Genomic DNA, 16,149 nt, shown 5'->3' on the forward strand with positions numbered 1-16,149 from the left:
TACAGCGTCGCCCTGGAAGATGTCCTGCTCGGTGAGGTCGGCGAGCCGGCGAGGGTATCCGAGACGGGCTGGCAGCGTATGGGACCTCGTCGGGCGCTGTCTCGGCGCTGCACTGAATCAGGGCCGCGAGGTGTTACCACCCCGCCCACCCGGCTGTGACGGTTCACACGAACGATGCAGGATTCCGTTACGTGCGTCTGGACGAAATTCCCGAGCCTGCCCGAACCTTCTTCGACCAGAAGCTGGCCGGTTCAGGCATTCCTGATCACTGCTGCGCCTTCGCGCAAGACTGGTTCGATTTTCTCAATGGGCAACGCAAATACCAAGGGTGCGCATGATGCCCAAGTAGGATCGGCCTGCGACGCGGATATCCCCCGCAATCTGCCTAACGGCCGAGTGGGTCAGATTATGCCGTTAGATACGGACAAAGCTTATAGATACGCTAACAAGTTCAATGCCGACAGAAGATGTTTCGCACGGTCGTGCTGAATGAGCGTCACCGTCACAGGAAAACCTGCGGACCTTGTTCTGCAAGAGCAATGGTTGACCGCCGAGCAGATCCACGCGCTGCAGAAGCGTATGCCTGCGCGCCCGTCATCAGGCAACTGGGATCGACGCGGCAATGTCGACAGCGTGACGGTCGACGGGCGGGCGGATTTTCCGGGCGACCAGTTCGACAGGGCGGGCGAGCCACAGGCTATCGTTCGCGAGATTCTCGCCCGATCGGGCCTGTCGGCGACAAGTGGAAGATCGCCGCATGTTTCCATTTTCCGAACGGGTGGATCAATGGCAAACACATGTAGGCGGTTGCATCAAAGGATGTGCTGGATCTTCTTTAGAGCGTCTCAACGCTGCTATGACTTCCTGAGGGAAGCTATGTCGCTTGAGCCTGGCGTTGCGCGCTGAAGATAATTGCAGCGAGCGCCGCCACGTCATGAATGGGGCTTTCGACGTTCGCCATGCTGGACGCTTCACACCTATTTGAATGATTTTGAAAGTGTTGTAACAGCCCGAGCCGCGGTAGCACATTATTTCATAATGTGCAAAATCACCCCCAAAACGCCCCTAGTTCTACCTAGTTCACTTCGTGGAAACGGCTGGTTGGCGACATAAGATGCGCCGGACCGGGAAATCGAAACCACAATTCTGCAGCGCCGCGCGCACGCGCTCGCGGCTCTCGCGCACTTCCAGGTCGGGCAGACCGACGATCGAAAAGGACGGTAGTCCATTGGCGAGGTGAACTTCGACGGTCACCTCGGGCGCGCGGCCAGCGGCCGGCGCGCGGCTGCGCACCACGGCAAGCGACATATTCCCCCCGTCGGACGACGCGCTTACGACGCGCGTAAATCCCCTAAAACGCTGATGACGTCACGGCCCGCTTGCCGGTGATGTGCGGCACTGGGCAGCTCGAAAGCTGCGAGCAGCGCTTACGGCGTTTGCGTGAGCGGCAGCTTCTGTTCGAGCTCGGCGACGCGGCGTTCGAGCTCTTCGAGACGCGCGCGCGTGCGCACGAGCACCTGGGTCTGTGTATCGAATTCCTCGCGCGTGACGAGATCGAGCTTCGAGAAGCCCTGCGACAGCATCGCCTTGACGTTGCGCTCGACATCCTTGGCCGGCGAATTCTTGAACAGATCGCTGACGCGAGCCTGGAGGTCGTTAAAAACGTCGTTCGGTTGTTTCATGGTGTTCCCCTTGCTGCACAAAAAATGTGCATGTTTCGTTGCGTCCGTGCCCCGTTGCGGCGAATGGGCGATGCTGGTGCGCTGCGGTCGGCATGCCGCCGCCGCATGAGCGCGTTTGGTGCGCGCCGTCGCGTTCAGAACGTTCGAACACTCTAGCAACGATCCCCCCGCCGCGCCACCGCGCGCCGCGCTGCTGGCCGTTCGGACAAGGCCGTCCGGGCGCATTGCGACAGGCGCGCGACGCGCAGTCTGACACAACATGGCATGGGAGTTGCTGTTACTGCCCCGCGCGCACTGCCAGGGCACTTTTTACCGGTAGCGCAGGAGACCGCAAACACGGGTACGCAACGGGTAAGCAACGGATCAGCAACAACTAGCGAGGAATTTCATGAAGCTCATTACCGCAATCATCAAGCCGTTCAAGCTCGATGAAGCGCGCGAGGCCTTGTCGGCGATCGGCGTGTCCGGCATCACGGTGACGGAAGTCAAAGGCTTCGGGCGCCAGAAGGGCCACACGGAGCTGTATCGGGGCGCCGAATACGTCGTCGACTTTCTGCCGAAGGTGAAGATCGAAGCGGCGGTGTCGGACGACATCGTCGAGCAGGCCATCGAGGCGCTCGAGCGCGCCGCGCGTACCGGCAAGATCGGCGACGGCAAGATTTTCGTCACGCCGATCGAGCAGGTGGTTCGGATCCGCACCGGCGAGACCGGCGCGGACGCACTGTAAAAGACCAGAGCATAGCGACACAGATAGCGATAAGAGGAAAACCAAGATGCGCAAACTAATGATGTCCCTGCTGATGGCCGGCTCGCTGCTCGCGGGCGGTGTCGGCACTGCCCTCGCGGACGATGCGTCCGCTCCCGCAGCCGCCTCCGCTCCCGATACGACGGCGAGCGCGCCGGCTCCGGACGCCTCCGCCGCGGCCGCTGCTCCGGCTGCCTCGGCCCCCGCCGCCGACGCGTCCGCCGCTGCGGCTGCCAGCGCACCGGCCGATGCCTCGGCTGCGGCCGCCGCCGCGCCGGCCACGCCGACCGCGCCGTTCTCGGTCGATTCGTCGAAGATCAATTCCGGCGACACCGCGTGGATGCTGACCTCCACCGCGCTCGTGCTGTTCATGACGATCCCCGGTCTCGCGTTGTTCTACGGCGGCATGGTCCGCAAGAAGAACGTGCTCGCGACGCTGATGCAAAGCTTCGCGATCACCTGCGTCGTGACGATCGTCTGGACCGTGATCGGCTACAGCCTCGCGTTCACGCCGGGCGGCTCGTTCATCGGCGGGTTCTCGCGCGTCTTCATGACGGGCATGAACTACATCAAGGGCGACAAGGCCACGACGCTGACCGTCAGCCACCTCGCGCCGACGATCCCCGAGACGGTCTACTTCGTCTATCAGATGACCTTCGCGATCATCACGCCGGCGCTGATCACCGGTGCGTTCGCGGACCGCATGAAGTTCTCGGCGATGCTGGTGTTCATGACGCTGTGGTCGATCATCGTCTACTCGCCGATCGCGCACATGGTGTGGGAACCGAGCGGCTGGCTGGCTAGCGCGGGCATCCTCGACTTCGCGGGCGGCACGGTGGTGCACATCAACGCCGGTATCGCGGGCCTCGTCTGTTGTCTGGTGCTCGGCAAGCGCATCGGCTACGGCAAGGAATCCATGGCGCCGCACAACCTGACGCTCACGCTGATTGGTGGCGCGATGCTGTGGGTGGGCTGGTTCGGCTTCAATGCGGGTTCGGCAGTGGCAGCAGACGGCCGTGCCGGTTTCGCGATGTTCGCGACGCAGGTAGCGACCGCCGCCGCGGCGCTCGCCTGGATGTTCGCCGAATGGGCGGCCAAGGGTAAGCCTTCGGTGCTCGGTATCGTGTCGGGTGCGGTGGCGGGTCTGGTGGCGGTGACGCCGGCATCGGGCTTCGTCGGCACGCTCGGCGCGCTCGTGATCGGTATCGTCGCGGGTGTGGTCTGCTTCTGGTCGGCCACGTGGCTCAAGCACAAGATGGGCTACGACGATTCGCTCGACGCGTTCGGCGTGCACTGCATCGGCGGGATCATCGGCGCGCTGCTGACCGGCGTGTTCGCGGTCAAGGACATCGGCGGCGCGGACGGCAGCGTGATCCTGCAGGCCAAGGGCGTGCTGACGACGCTGATCTACAGCGGCGTGGTGAGCTTCGTGCTGCTGAAGATCATCGACATGACGATCGGCATCCGCGTGACCGAAGAACAGGAACGCGAAGGCCTCGACGTGAGCCTGCACGGCGAGCACGTCGAATAACGGCAAATTTCACGTTCGCGGGCCCGCGCTCCCGGGCCCGCTGGATCGAAAACAGGTTTAGCAAGCGCAGCGACTTCGCCCGCCTTCATGGCGGGCTTTTTTCTTGCTGAGCCGGTTGCGAACGGTAAATTTCCGCGCCTATCATCGTGATAGGGAGAATGCATTCGAGTCTGCTTGCGAATGGAGAAACCGTCCCCAAATGGACAAAGCATTTGCTCTACAATCTTTTTTCTCCAGTCTGCGAGTGATCAATGGTTCCGCACCTAGTTACGGCGTTAAACGGCCCGCTGCTCGACCTCGAGCGGAAGATCCTCGACGCCACGCCCGCAATCGAACGCTGGTTCCGGCTCGAATGGCAGGAGCACACGCCGCCGTTCTATTGTTCCGTCGATCTGCGTAACGCGGGCTTCAAGCTCGCGCCGGTCGACACCAATCTGTTTCCCGGCGCATTCAACAATCTGCCGCAGGAAGTGCTGCCACTCGCGGTGCAGGCCGCGATGGCCTCGATCGAAAAGATCTGCCCGGACGCGAAGAATCTGCTCGTCATTCCCGAGCGTCACACCCGCAACGCGTTCTACCTCGAAAACGTCGCCCGGCTTGCGTCAATCATGCGCCAGGCGGGTCTGAACGTGCGCTTCGGCACGCTCGACGAAACCATCAACGGCCCGGTCACGATCGCGCTGTCCGACGGCCAGAAGCTCGTGCTCGAACCGCTCGAGCGCTCGCCGCGACGCCTTGGTCTGAAGAACTTCGACCCGTGCTCGATCCTGCTGAACAACGATCTTTCCGGCGGCATTCCGCCGGTGCTCGAAAATCTGCACGAGCAATACCTGTTGCCGCCGCTGCATGCGGGCTGGGCGGTGCGTCGCAAGTCGACGCATTTCTCCTGTTATGACGACGTCGCGAAGAAGTTCTCGAAGATGGTCGAGATCGATCCGTGGATGATCAATCCGTACTTCGCGCACGTCGAAGGCGTCGATTTCCAGCAGCGCACCGGCGAGGAAGCGCTGGCCGATGCGATCGACGGCGTGCTGAAGAAGATCGCGCGCAAGTACCGCGAGTACGGCATCTCCGAGAAACCGTACGTCGTGATCAAGTCCGATGCGGGCACCTATGGCATGGGCGTCATGACCGTGCACGACGCGTCGGAAGTCGCCGCGCTGACGAAACGCGAGCGCACGCGTATGGCCGCGACCAAGGACGGCCTCGAAGTGCACGACGTGATGGTGCAGGAAGGCGTGTACACGTTCGAGCGTATCGGCGAGGAAGTTGCCGAGCCGGTCGTCTACATGATCGACCGCTACGTGGTGGGTGGCTTCTACCGCGTGCACGGCAGCCGCGAGCGCGACCAGAATCTGAACGCGCCGGGTATGCACTTCGTGCCGCTTGGCTTCGAGCACACGGCGCTGCCCGATGCGCACGCGAAGCCCGGCGCGGCGCCGCCGAACCGCTTCTATATGTACGGCGTCGTGGCGCGGCTGGGGCTGCTGGCCGCATCGGTCGAGCTCGAAAAGACCGATCCCGAGGCGATCCAGGTCTGAGCCACCTCGCGCGGCAGGATGGCGGCATGCGTGCCGCCATCGCCGTTTCCAAAGACTATATTGACGACAATGTCACGCCATTCAGGGCGCACCGGGACTTTCATGGACATTCTTTTCATCGCCGATCCGCTCAGCCACTTCAAGATCTACAAAGACACGACGTACGCGATGATGGCCGAAGCGGCGCGCCGCGGTCACACGGTGTACACCTGCGAGCCGAGGCATCTGGCGTGGACGGGCGGCGACGTCGAGGCGAACGTGCAGCGCATCGCGATCACCGGCGATACCGCCGATCTGCATCGCGACGCGTGGTTCGCCGCCGATCCCGCCGCGCCGCGCTCGCTCGCGAGCTTCGGCGCGGTCGTGATGCGCAAGGACCCGCCGTTCGACATGGAGTACGTGACGTCGACGTGGCTGCTCGAGCTGGCCGAGCGTGGCGGTGCGCGCGTCTTCAACAAGCCGCAGGCGATCCGCGATCATTCGGAGAAACTCGCGATCGGCGAGTTCGCGCAGTTCGTCGCGCCGACGCTGGTGACGCGCGACCCGGCGCGTCTGCGCGCTTTCCACGAGCAGCACGGCGACGTGATCCTGAAGCCGCTCGACGGCATGGGCGGCATGGGCGTGTTCCGCGTGAAGGCGGACGGCATGAATCTCGGCTCGATCGTCGAAATGCTGAGCCACGACGGCGCGCGCACGGTGATGGCGCAGAAATTCATCCCGGAGATCAAGGAGGGTGACAAGCGCATCCTGCTGATCGGCGGCGAAGCGGTGCCGTACTCGCTCGCGCGTATTCCTCAGGGTAATGAGGTGCGCGGCAATCTCGCGGCCGGCGGGCTAGGCGTCGCGCGGCCGCTCAGCGAGCACGATCGCAAGATCGCCGACACGCTCGCGCCGGTGCTGGCGGCGCGCGGTTTGCTGCTGGTCGGGCTGGATGCGATCGGCGACTGGCTCACCGAAGTGAATGTCACGAGCCCGACGTGCTTCCGCGAGATCATGGACCAGACCGGCTTCGACGTCGCCGCGATGTTCATCGACGCGCTGGAGCGCGCGGTCGGCTGACGCGTGGCGCCCCGCGTGGCATGCCGACGCAGCCGCCTTGATTGGCGGGCTGCACCCCCAATCTATGTAGTAAATCTGCATCAGGCGGGCTGTCAGATTTGGCGCGAAAATGAGGCTGCTACAATGCCCGCTCGCCCGACGATGCATTCCCGCCCTCGCGACCCACGGCCGGTCCGGGGCGACGGCGAACCGGGCTCGAGGCCCGGTCCACGGTTTGGGGCCGTTCTTTTGCAGTAAGGCAGACATGGCAGGCATTCTGATCATTGCGCACGCTCCGTTCGCCACCGCGTTGCGCGATTGCATTTCCCATATCTACGGCGGTTTGCCGGCGCGTATCGGCGTGATCGATGTGTCGCCGGATTGCGATCCCGCGCAGGTCGTCGCGTTCGCAAATTCGGAAGTCGTGCGGCTGAAGGAAGAAAACGGCGCGCTCGTGCTCACCGACATGTTCGGCGCGACGCCGGCCAACATCGCGGGCCGGCTCGCCAACGTGCCGGACGTGCGCGTGCTGTGCGGCGTCAATCTGCCGATGCTGGTCCGCGCGGTCTGCTATCGCGGAACGCCGCTCGACACGCTCGTCGACAAGGCGCTCGCCGGCGCGACCAAGGGTGTCCACGCGATCGGGCCGGCCACGCCGGAACCGGTTGCGCCGCCGGTTTGTTCGGCCGATTGTCTGCCGGCGCTGCCGCCCGACGCGACCTCCAGCGACTGTGTTCCCGCGTTGCCAGCCGGCGCCGATCTGACGCAAAAGACGGACGCGGCCGGCCTGTAAATCGGGCGGCTTCGCGCGCAGGCCTCGACGGATTCGAGCGGGCTTCGCAACGGCTTCAATCGCAGTGCAACCGCTTTGCAGTTTCACCTTTCACCATTCATTCACCCGCGCTTCGGACCATCACATGCTGCAACAGGAAACGACTATCGTGAACAAGCTGGGGCTGCACGCGCGCGCGTCGGCCAAGTTGACGCAACTCGCGGGCAACTACCAGGCGGAAATCTGGATGAGCCGCAATGGCCGTCGCATCAACGCGAAGAGCATCATGGGCGTGATGATGCTGGCCGCGGGCATCGGCAGTACCGTGCTGATCGAGACGGAAGGCTCCGACGAAAAGGAAGCGATGGACGCGCTGCTGAAACTGATCGCCGATAAATTCGGCGAGGGACAATAAAGCCGCGCGCTTTGCGATCGGCAAACCGGAAAATGCCGCGGCTCAGTCCGCGGTTTTTTTTCGCCGCCGACATTTGAATATCAAAAGAGGCGGTCCGTTAATCGGCATCGAAGGCCTGCGGAAGGGGCGCGAAAGCAACAGGGAAGGGCGCGTAAGGTGACATGCGTTTTCAATGTTTAAACCATATATTTAGCGCAACCCGTATAAAGCGAAGCTACACCGGGTACTGACGACCCCTGATTACGATAATTCGTGCTGCACTGCACACAGCCCTGACATACTTAAAAAAAGACGCGGAATTTATAATGCCTAGTACAGTCTGAGAGCATTGCAGCGGTTTGCCGCGGCATTACACAACTAGAGGAGGTGCGCGTGTCATTCACGCTGCATGGAATTCCCGTGTCACGCGGTATCGCCATTGGGCGGGCTTATCTGATCGCCCCGGCCGCACTCGACGTAGACCACTATCTGATCGAACCTGCCCAGATCGACGGGGAGGTCGAGCGCTTTCGCGCGGCTCAACATCGCGTGCATGAAGAGCTGAACGTGTTGCGCGCCGATCTCGCCGCCGATGCTCCCAGCGAAATGGGCGCATTCATCGACGTTCACACGATGATCCTGAACGACGCCATGCTCGTGCAGGAAACCATCGACCTGATCCGCACGCGCCGCTACAACGTCGAGTGGGCGCTGACCGAGCAGCTCGAAAGACTGTCGCGCCATTTCGACGATATCGAAGACGAATACCTGCGCGAGCGCAAGGCCGACATCGAGCAGGTCGTCGAGCGTGTGCTGAAGGCGCTAGCGGGCGCGACGGGCATCGTCGACAACGTGCATGGCGCTTGCGACGAGATGATCGTGGTCGCGCACGACATCGCGCCGGCCGACATGATGCAGTTCAAGACGCAGACGTTCCAGGGCTTCGTCACCGATCTCGGCGGACGCACGTCGCACACGGCGATCGTCGCGCGCAGCCTCGGCATTCCGGCCGCGGTCGGCGTGCAGCATGCGAGCGCGCTGATCCGCCAGGACGATCTGATCATCGTCGATGGCGACCACGGCATCGTGATCGTCGATCCGGCGCCGATCGTGCTCGAGGAATACTCGTACCGGCAAAGCGAGAAGGAACTCGAGCAGCGCAAGCTGCAACGGCTCAAGTTCTCGCCGACGCAAACGTTGTGCGGCACGCGCATCGAGCTGTGCGCGAACATCGAACTGCCGGATGACGCGCGCGCGGCCGTCGAATCGGGCGCGACCGGCGTGGGTCTCTTCCGCACCGAATTCCTGTTCATGAATCACAAGGACCGGATGCCCGAAGAGGAGGAGCAGTTCAGCGCGTATCGTCGCGCGGTCGAGCTGATGAATGGCTTGCCGGTCACGATCCGTACGATCGACGTCGGCGCCGACAAGCCGCTCGATTCGATGAGCAGCGGCGACGGCTACGAGACCGCCGCGAATCCGGCGCTCGGCTTGCGCGCGATTCGCTGGAGCCTGTCCGAGCCGCAGATGTTCCTCACGCAACTGCGCGCGATCCTGCGCGCGTCGGCATTCGGCAAGGTGAAGATCCTGATTCCGATGCTCGCGCACGCGCAGGAGATCGACCAGACGCTCGATCTGATCCGCGAGGCCAAGCGCCAACTCGACGACGCCGGCATGGCCTACGATCCGAACGTCCAAGTCGGCGCGATGATCGAAATCCCGGCCGCCGCGATCGCGTTGCCGCTGTTTCTGAAGCGGCTCGATTTCCTGTCGATCGGCACCAACGATCTGATCCAGTACACGCTTGCGATCGATCGCGCGGACAACGCGGTCGCGCATCTGTACGATCCGCTGCATCCGGCGGTGCTGCATCTGATCGCGTTCACGTTACGGGAGGCGAAGCGCGCGGGCGTGCCCGTCTCGGTGTGCGGTGAGATGGCGGGCGATCCGACGTTGACGCGTCTGTTGCTCGGCATGGGCCTGACCGAGTTTTCGATGCATCCGAGCCAACTGCTCGAGGTCAAGCAGGAGGTGCTGCGCTCGCATTTGAAGACGCTCGAAAAACCCGTGGCCGACGTGCTGGCTTCGTTCGAGCCGGAAGAGGTGCAGGCGGCCCTCAAGCGGGTCGCGCTGGTTTGAACGCGAGGCGCTGCATCGCGCCGCGTTGAATGAAAAAACGCCGCACTGGTTGCGGCGTTTTCCTTTTTCAGCCTCACCTCAGTCTGGCGACGGGCAGCGCAGAACCGCTTCAGGACCCGTGCGCGTGGCCGCACACCGGACAATCCGGCTGACGTCCGATGCGCATCGTGCTCCATTCCATCCGCAGCGAATCGAGCATCGTCAGGCGGCCCACGAGCGGCGTGCCGATTTTACCGATCACCTTCAGCGCTTCGGCAGCCTGCATCGAACCGATGATGCCGACCGTCGGCGCGAACACGCCCATCGTCGAGCACGCGACTTCCTCGAACGGCTGGTCTTCGGGAAACACGCATGCGTAACACGGCGACGCTTCGTCGCGAAAATCGAAGGTGCTGATCTGGCCGTCGAAGCGCAGCGCCGCGCCCGACACGAGCGGCACGCGATGCCTGAAGCACGCCCGGTTGATCGCGTGACGTGTTGCGAAGTTGTCGGTGCAATCGAGCACGACGCTCGCACGGGGCACCTCGCGATCGAGCCATGCATCGTCGACGCGCTCGGCCACTGCGTGGACGACCACCTCGGGATTGATCTGCGCGAGCATGTCGCGCCCGGACTCGACCTTCCTGCGCCCAACCGATGCGCTCACGTGCAGGATCTGCCTCTGCAGATTGGTCAGATCGACGGTATCGGCATCGACGAGCGTCAGACGGCCGACACCCGCGGCCGCGAGATACATCGCAGCCGGCGAACCAAGCCCGCCAGCCCCGACGATGATCGCGTGAGCGTCGATAAAACGCTGCTGCGCCTCGATGCCGATTTCGTCGACGAGGATATGGCGGGAGTAGCGAAGGAGTTGATCGTCATTCATGGCGGGGCGCGTGAGAGTGTCGCAATGTCGCGCGAGGAGAGGCAGACCGTGGGTCCGCGGCGCGAATTCGTGGCTGTTATTTTAATCGCGCGGGGAGGGCGGCTTGTTGCGGCTTGCCGTGATGTGCCGCCGGCCAGGTGGCAGCTTCTGCTGAAACTGTTGCGGCGTGTCTTCGCAGACTATCGTGTTGCGAAGACACGCGCGTGCTTGCTGCCTGTTTTTCCGCTAATTTTCCCGCTTATTTGGCAGCGGGCGCCGAAGCCGAAGCCGGTGCCGATCCCGAAGCACCCGGCACCGGTTGCGTCGGCTTGACCGCGACCGGCGCGGAGGCCGACGTGCCCGGCTTGTTCTGCGCGAGACGGCGTTCCATCAGCGACTTCGATTCCTGAACCGGCTTGCCTTCGAGCTTGTCGACGGCCTGTTGCAGCATGAAGTCGTCGGTCGAACCGAACTCGACCGGCTTGCGCTCGCGTTCCTTCTGGCGCTGTTCCGGCGTTTTCTTGTCGTTCTGCTCTTCGAGCTGACGCAGCTGCTCCATGCGCTCCGACTCGCGTTGCTCCGCTTCCTTCTTCTCGTTCGGATCCTGCGTGTTCGCAAGGTGATTCGAGTAGTCGACTTCGCGGGTCACGAGCGCGTCGTCCGGATCGCCGTCCGCGTATTGATCGACCGGCAGGTCGGGACGGATGCCCTTGTTCTGGATCGACCGGCCGCTCGGCGTGTAGTAGTAAGCGGTGGTCAGGCGCAGCGCGGTGTCGGCCGTCATGGGTCGCACGGTTTGCACCGAACCCTTGCCGAACGTGGTCTTGCCGAGAATCAGCGCGCGGTGCTGATCCTGCAGCGCGCCCGCGACGATTTCCGATGCCGACGCCGAGTACGCGTTGGTCAGCACGATCATCGGCACGGTCTTGAAGATGGCAGGGACGTCCTTCAGCGGGTCGCTGTCGAACGATTGCAGGCGGTAGTTATCGTAGGTGTCGCGATAGATCTGCTTCGAATCCGGAATCTGGCCGTTGGTCGACACCACCACCGAATTCGGCGGCAGGAACGCACCCGCGACGCCGACCGCGCTTTGCAGCAGGCCGCCGCCGTTGTTGCGCAGGTCGAGGATGAGGCCCTTAAGGTTCGGTTCCTGGCGCGCGAGATCCTGCAGCTTGGCCGCGAGGTCAGGCGTGGTCCGTTCCTGGAAGCTCGTGATGCGCACGTAGGCGAAGCCCGGCGCGACGATCTTGCCCTTCACCGACTGCACCTTGATGATGGCGCGCGTCACGGTGAGCGGGAACGTGCGGTCGTCGGTCTTGCGGAAGATGGTCAGCGTGACCTTGGTGCCCGGGTCGCCACGCATCTGCTTGACCGCCTGGTCGAGCGTCATGCCGCGCACGGGTTTGTCGTTGATACGCGTGATCAGGTCGCCCGGACGGATGCCGGCGCGGAACGCGGGCGTGTCCTCGATCGGCGAAATCACCTTGATCAAGCCGTCTTCCGACGAAATTTCGATGCCGAGGCCCGCGAAGCGGCCCTTGGTCTGCTCCTGCAGCTCTTCGTAGTCGGTCTTGTCGAGATACGACGAGTGCGGGTCGAGGCTCGCCACCATGCCTTTGATCGCGGCGGTGAGGAGCTTCTTGTCGTCGACCGGTTCGACGTATTCGTGCTTGATCTGCCCGAACACTTCGGCAAAGAGCCTGAGCTGGTCTAGCGGCAGCGGGGCGACCGCGGCGCTAGCGGGTTGCTGGGCCGAGGCGGAGAATTGCAGGGTGGCAAAGACACCGGTAGCAAGGCCCGCGGCAATCAGGCCGATATTTTTCAGGTTCTTTCGCATAGAGTCTGTTGCGGTCGGGAGCGCGTGGCAGCGTCGATAAAGATTGGACGGACAAGTATAACTGCACACCCGCCTCGTCAGGGCGCGGTGCAGGCAATCGTGCTTCGACAGTACGGGAAGGCCCTGGTTCTTGAGAGCCGGTCCGCGGATTGTGGAGTCATATGACATGACAGCCGACGGCCCGACACCGACGCCTACCGCTCGTGGCCAATGGATGCGGTTGCCCGTGACGCTGAACTCCGCGGCGCCCCGACTCCGACTACCGGGCGCAATACAGTATTTCGCACCGGCCAGGTCGGCTCCGAGCGGTCCCGCGCGTTTTGATGGCGCGGGGCCGCGGCCGGAAACACGTGATCAGCCTGCTTTGCCCTGGCTCGCGACCGCGGCTTGCGCTTTCGCGATCGCGTCCTGGTCGCCGAGATAGTAGTGCTTGATCGGCTTCAGGTCTTCGTCGAGTTCATAGACGAGCGGCACGCCGTTCGGAATATTGAGGCCGACGATGTCGTCGTCCGAGATGTTGTCGAGATACTTGACCAGCGCGCGGATCGAATTGCCGTGCGCGGCGATCAGGATGCTGCGGCCCGACTTGATGGCCGGCGCGATCGATTCGTTCCACAGCGGCAGCACGCGCGCGACCGTGTCTTTCAGGCACTCGGTGAGCGGCAGCTGCTCGCGCGGCACCTTGGCGTAACGCGGATCGGCGTACGGCGCGCGCTCGTCGGTCGGCTCGAGTGCGGGCGGCGGCGTGTCGTAGCTGCGGCGCCAGACCAGCACCTGCTCGTCGCCGAACTTCGCGGCGGTTTCGGCCTTGTTCAGACCCGACAACGCACCGTAGTGGCGCTCGTTCAGGCGCCACGAATGCACGACGGGCAGGTACATCAGGTCCATCTTGTCCTGCACGTGCCACAGCGTGCGGATCGCGCGCTTGAGCACCGACGTGTACGCGATGTCGAACGTGTAGCCCGAATCCTTGAGCAGCACGCCCGCCTGCTGCGCCTCGAGGTTACCCTGCTCGGTCAGGTCGACGTCGACCCAGCCGGTAAAGCGGTTTTCCTTGTTCCACGTCGATTCGCCGTGGCGGATGAGAACGAGTTTGTACATGAGAATTACCGGTCGGTAGTGAGGAAGCGGTCTCGCGCGGAGCGGCGCCTCTGGCGGCGCGTCGCCATCGCGTCAAACGGTTATTTTATAATGCTTGAGTTGACCTCTTCGATTTCTCTCTTTCCGGCGGACCCTCCGTGAAGTTTTTCACCGATTACATAAACCTTGTACTGATCGCAATCGTCCTTATCTCTGGTGGGTTGCTGCTGTGGCCGACCATCAGCCGGCGTGGACGCGGCGGCCTGTCGGCCGCTGAAGCCACCCAGCTGATCAACCGGCGCAACGCGGCGGTCATCGATCTGCGGCCGTCCGCCGATTACGCCAAGGGGCACCTGCCCTCGGCACGGCATTTCGAACTCGCGGAGTTGCAGGCCAAGGTCGCACAACTCGCGAAGAACAAGAGCAACCCGGTGCTGCTGGTGTGCCAGACCGGCCAGCAGTCGAACAAGGCCGCGCGTATCGTGCAGGAAGCGGGATACGCGGAAGTCCACGTTCTCGAGGGCGGCGTCGACGCCTGGCAGAAAGCCGGAATGCCGGTTGTGAAACAAGGAGCAGCCAAGTGAACAAAGTGATCATGTACAGCACCCAGGTGTGCCCGTATTGCCAGATGGCCGAACGTCTTTTAAAGTCGCGCGGCGTCGAGCAGGTTGAGAAAGTACTGATCGACAAAGACCCGGCCCGGCGTGAGGAGATGATGACCCGGACCGGTCGTCGCACGGTGCCGCAGGTGTTCATCGGCGAGACGCATGTCGGCGGCTATGATGACCTTTCCGCGCTCGATCGCGCGGGCGGTCTGACGCCGCTGCTCGAAGCAGCCTGAGTTCGCGCGTTTCGCGCCGCGCGAGCGGGCGGACCACTCGATAAGCCGGCGCCTGGGTGCTTCTCGCGGAGCGCGCGAGCCGGCGCAATAATCTGGCGGCCCATGCGTGCATGGGCCGCCGCCACGCATACCTATCAGGAATCACCATCATGTCCGACGAGAATAACCAGCCGTTCTTCAACATCCAGCGCATCTATCTGAAGGACATGTCGCTCGAGCAGCCGAATTCGCCGGCTATCTTCCTCGAGCAGGAAATGCCGTCGGTCGAAGTCGAAGTCGACGTGAAGGCCGAGCGCCTCGCCGAATCCGTGTTCGAAATCCTCGTGACGGGCACGGTCACGGCCAAGGTGTCGGACAAGGTCGCGTTCCTGATCGAAGCGAAGCAGGCCGGAATTTTCGACATTCGCAACATTCCTGCCGAGCAGATCGATCCGCTGGTCGGCATCGCCTGCCCGACGATCCTGTTCCCGTACCTGCGTTCGAACATCGCCGACGCGATCACCCGCGCCGGTTTCCCGCCGATCCACCTCGCCGAGATCAATTTCCAGGCGCTCTACGAGCAGCGTCTCGCGCAAATGGGCGCCGCCCAGACGGACGGCGCGGCGCTGAGCGGCGTCAAGCATTAAGGCGCCGCACGGAGTGCCGGCTATGAAGGTTGCCGTTCTCGGCGCTGGCGCCTGGGGCACCGCCCTCGCCGGCCATCTGGCCTTAAGGCACGACACGGTGTTGTGGGCGCGCGAGCCCGCGCTCATCACCGAGCTTTCCGCTTCGCACGAAAACGTCCGCTATCTGGCGGGCGTCGCGTTGCCGCCCGCGCTTCGCTACGAAGCGGATCTCGGTGCGGCGCTCGAGCACGCGCTCGCCGACGAGGCGCTGTGCGTCATCGCAACTCCGGTGGCCGGCCTGCGCAGCATGCTGCGCACGATGCGCGATGCGGGCAAGGTGCCCGCGCATATCGTGTGGCTGTGCAAGGGTTTCGAAGCCGATTCGCAGTTGCTGCCGCATCAGGCGGTCGCGGCGGAATTGCCCGAGCATGCGAGCAACGGCGTGTTGTCCGGGCCGAGCTTCGCGCGCGAAGTCGGGCAGGGGCTGCCGGTTGCGTTGACGATCGCGAGTGCTTCGGCGGCCTGCCGCGAACGCACGGTCGCGGCGTTCCATCACGGCGCGATGCGCATCTATACCGGCGACGACGTCGTCGGTGTCGAAGTGGGCGGCGCGGTGAAAAACGTGCTCGCCATCGCCACGGGTATCGCTGACGGCCTCGGTCTCGGCCTCAATGCACGCGCGGCATTGATCACGCGTGGCCTCGCCGAAATGTCGCGTCTTGGCGTGACGCTCGGTGGACGTGCGGAAACCTTTACCGGGCTGACCGGCCTGGGTGATCTGATCCTGACCGCTACCGGCGATCTGTCGCGCAACCGTACTGTGGGTCTGCAACTCGCCACCGGCCGCACGCTCGACGACATCCTCGGCGGCCTCGGTCACGTGGCCGAAGGCGTGCGTTGTGCGCAAGCGGTGCTCGCGATCGCACGCGCTCACGCGATCGAGATGCCGATCACGCAAGCAGTCTGCGCGGTGCTGTTCGACGGCGTGGCGCCGCGCGATGCGGTCAGCGCGCTGCTGCGACGCGATTCGAAGGCCGAATAAAGCCTTTTCTCCCGGCCGTTTAGCGCAAATTCGCGTTGAACGGCTGCCAGGCCTC

Annotated in this window: 17 protein-coding genes and 1 pseudogene; 13 read left to right on the forward strand and 5 right to left on the reverse strand. The window is 63.6% G+C overall.

The genetic code is table 11. From position 1 onward, the window contains the following. Positions 1 to 191: 191 nt before the first annotated feature. Both CI15_RS37610 and CI15_RS36435 read left to right on the forward strand, forming a co-directional pair. The gene (locus tag CI15_RS37610; protein ID WP_241495811.1) at positions 192 to 338 is read left to right on the forward strand and encodes a hypothetical protein; all 147 of its coding nucleotides are present in this window, start codon (positions 192 to 194) and stop codon (positions 336 to 338) included. 151 nt (positions 339 to 489) lie between these two features. Beyond that, positions 490 to 906, forward strand: coding sequence for a hypothetical protein (locus CI15_RS36435; RefSeq protein ID WP_153041075.1), 417 nt, complete (start codon positions 490 to 492; stop codon positions 904 to 906). Positions 907 to 1,113: 207 nt separating this feature from the next. Here the strand turns inward: CI15_RS36435 and CI15_RS07725 are convergent. Both CI15_RS07725 and CI15_RS07730 read right to left on the reverse strand, forming a co-directional pair. Next, positions 1,114 to 1,308, reverse strand: a pseudogene (locus tag CI15_RS07725) (magnesium chelatase domain-containing protein); the annotation flags it as partial. A 119-nt stretch (positions 1,309 to 1,427) separates the two neighbouring features. Further along, entirely contained in the window at positions 1,428 to 1,682 is a 255-nt protein-coding gene (locus CI15_RS07730; RefSeq protein WP_062125804.1) for an accessory factor UbiK family protein, read from the reverse strand. Between the two features lie 388 nt (positions 1,683 to 2,070). Between CI15_RS07730 and CI15_RS07735 the strand changes: the two genes are divergently transcribed. The 7 genes from CI15_RS07735 to ptsP all read left to right on the forward strand — a co-directional run bounded on the left by CI15_RS07735 (position 2,071) and on the right by ptsP (position 9,842). Beyond that, the gene (locus CI15_RS07735) at positions 2,071 to 2,409 is read left to right on the forward strand and encodes a P-II family nitrogen regulator (RefSeq protein ID WP_062125817.1); all 339 of its coding nucleotides are present in this window, start codon (positions 2,071 to 2,073) and stop codon (positions 2,407 to 2,409) included. A gap of 46 nt (positions 2,410 to 2,455) precedes the next feature. Further along, entirely contained in the window at positions 2,456 to 3,958 is a 1,503-nt protein-coding gene (locus CI15_RS07740) for an ammonium transporter (protein WP_062125819.1), read from the forward strand. Between the two features lie 251 nt (positions 3,959 to 4,209). After that, positions 4,210 to 5,499, forward strand: a complete 1,290-nt coding sequence (gshA, locus tag CI15_RS07745; protein WP_062125821.1) for a glutamate--cysteine ligase — start codon at positions 4,210 to 4,212, stop codon at positions 5,497 to 5,499. A gap of 102 nt (positions 5,500 to 5,601) precedes the next feature. Further along, a complete protein-coding gene (gshB, locus tag CI15_RS07750) occupies positions 5,602 to 6,558 on the forward strand; it encodes a glutathione synthase (RefSeq protein ID WP_062125823.1) in 957 nt (318 codons plus the stop codon). A gap of 244 nt (positions 6,559 to 6,802) precedes the next feature. Further along, entirely contained in the window at positions 6,803 to 7,330 is a 528-nt protein-coding gene (locus CI15_RS07755; protein ID WP_062125826.1) for a PTS sugar transporter subunit IIA, read from the forward strand. A gap of 124 nt (positions 7,331 to 7,454) precedes the next feature. Then, positions 7,455 to 7,724, forward strand: coding sequence for an HPr family phosphocarrier protein (locus tag CI15_RS07760; RefSeq protein WP_012431596.1), 270 nt, complete (start codon positions 7,455 to 7,457; stop codon positions 7,722 to 7,724). Positions 7,725 to 8,096: 372 nt separating this feature from the next. Further along, a complete protein-coding gene (gene ptsP, locus CI15_RS07765) occupies positions 8,097 to 9,842 on the forward strand; it encodes a phosphoenolpyruvate--protein phosphotransferase (protein WP_062125829.1) in 1,746 nt (581 codons plus the stop codon). Between the two features lie 109 nt (positions 9,843 to 9,951). On the opposite strand, the gene CI15_RS07770 is transcribed toward ptsP, so the two are convergent. From CI15_RS07770 to gpmA, 3 genes are all read right to left on the reverse strand, one after another. Beyond that, a complete protein-coding gene (locus CI15_RS07770; RefSeq protein ID WP_062125832.1) occupies positions 9,952 to 10,710 on the reverse strand; it encodes a HesA/MoeB/ThiF family protein in 759 nt (252 codons plus the stop codon). A 238-nt stretch (positions 10,711 to 10,948) separates the two neighbouring features. Next, on the reverse strand, positions 10,949 to 12,526 hold the full coding sequence (locus CI15_RS07775; protein ID WP_062125834.1) for a S41 family peptidase: 1,578 nt from the start codon (positions 12,524 to 12,526) through the stop codon (positions 10,949 to 10,951). A gap of 354 nt (positions 12,527 to 12,880) precedes the next feature. Further along, the gene (gene gpmA / locus CI15_RS07780) at positions 12,881 to 13,627 is read right to left on the reverse strand and encodes a 2,3-diphosphoglycerate-dependent phosphoglycerate mutase (RefSeq protein WP_062125837.1); all 747 of its coding nucleotides are present in this window, start codon (positions 13,625 to 13,627) and stop codon (positions 12,881 to 12,883) included. A 137-nt stretch (positions 13,628 to 13,764) separates the two neighbouring features. Here gpmA and CI15_RS07785 point away from each other — a divergent pair, with 137 nt between their 5' ends. The 4 genes from CI15_RS07785 (at position 13,765) to CI15_RS07800 (ending at position 16,094) form a co-directional block, all read left to right on the forward strand. Next, entirely contained in the window at positions 13,765 to 14,190 is a 426-nt protein-coding gene (locus tag CI15_RS07785; RefSeq protein ID WP_062125840.1) for a rhodanese-like domain-containing protein, read from the forward strand. Continuing rightward, positions 14,187 to 14,447: a glutaredoxin 3 gene (gene grxC / locus CI15_RS07790; RefSeq protein ID WP_062125843.1), complete on the forward strand. Its 261-nt coding sequence runs from the start codon at positions 14,187 to 14,189 to the stop codon at positions 14,445 to 14,447. Before CI15_RS07785 ends, grxC begins: the two co-directional genes overlap by 4 nt. A gap of 149 nt (positions 14,448 to 14,596) precedes the next feature. Further along, on the forward strand, positions 14,597 to 15,073 hold the full coding sequence (gene secB / locus CI15_RS07795) for a protein-export chaperone SecB (protein ID WP_062125846.1): 477 nt from the start codon (positions 14,597 to 14,599) through the stop codon (positions 15,071 to 15,073). Positions 15,074 to 15,095: 22 nt separating this feature from the next. Next, positions 15,096 to 16,094, forward strand: a complete 999-nt coding sequence (locus CI15_RS07800; protein ID WP_062125849.1) for an NAD(P)H-dependent glycerol-3-phosphate dehydrogenase — start codon at positions 15,096 to 15,098, stop codon at positions 16,092 to 16,094. The last annotated feature ends 55 nt before the right edge of the window (positions 16,095 to 16,149 follow it).

The organism is Paraburkholderia monticola (assembly GCF_001580545.1).
GTDB lineage: Bacteria > Pseudomonadota > Gammaproteobacteria > Burkholderiales > Burkholderiaceae > Paraburkholderia > Paraburkholderia monticola.

Bases quoted from the DNA above. Each gene is read 5' to 3' on its own strand.
- gshA (WP_062125821.1), top strand. From the start codon at position 4,210: ATGGTTCCGCACCTAGTTACGGCGTTAAACGGCCCGCTGCTCGACCTC.
- CI15_RS07800 (WP_062125849.1), top strand. From the start codon at position 15,096: ATGAAGGTTGCCGTTCTCGGCGCTGGCGCCTGGGGCACCGCCCTCGCC.
- CI15_RS07740 (WP_062125819.1), top strand. From the start codon at position 2,456: ATGCGCAAACTAATGATGTCCCTGCTGATGGCCGGCTCGCTGCTCGCG.
- CI15_RS07730 (WP_062125804.1), bottom strand. From the start codon at position 1,682: ATGAAACAACCGAACGACGTTTTTAACGACCTCCAGGCTCGCGTCAGC.
- CI15_RS07755 (WP_062125826.1), top strand. From the start codon at position 6,803: ATGGCAGGCATTCTGATCATTGCGCACGCTCCGTTCGCCACCGCGTTG.
- gpmA (WP_062125837.1), bottom strand. From the start codon at position 13,627: ATGTACAAACTCGTTCTCATCCGCCACGGCGAATCGACGTGGAACAAG.
- gshB (WP_062125823.1), top strand. From the start codon at position 5,602: ATGGACATTCTTTTCATCGCCGATCCGCTCAGCCACTTCAAGATCTAC.
- CI15_RS07770 (WP_062125832.1), bottom strand. From the start codon at position 10,710: ATGAATGACGATCAACTCCTTCGCTACTCCCGCCATATCCTCGTCGAC.
- CI15_RS36435 (WP_153041075.1), top strand. From the start codon at position 490: ATGAGCGTCACCGTCACAGGAAAACCTGCGGACCTTGTTCTGCAAGAG.
- CI15_RS07775 (WP_062125834.1), bottom strand. From the start codon at position 12,526: ATGCGAAAGAACCTGAAAAATATCGGCCTGATTGCCGCGGGCCTTGCT.
- CI15_RS07735 (WP_062125817.1), top strand. From the start codon at position 2,071: ATGAAGCTCATTACCGCAATCATCAAGCCGTTCAAGCTCGATGAAGCG.
- CI15_RS07760 (WP_012431596.1), top strand. From the start codon at position 7,455: ATGCTGCAACAGGAAACGACTATCGTGAACAAGCTGGGGCTGCACGCG.
- secB (WP_062125846.1), top strand. From the start codon at position 14,597: ATGTCCGACGAGAATAACCAGCCGTTCTTCAACATCCAGCGCATCTAT.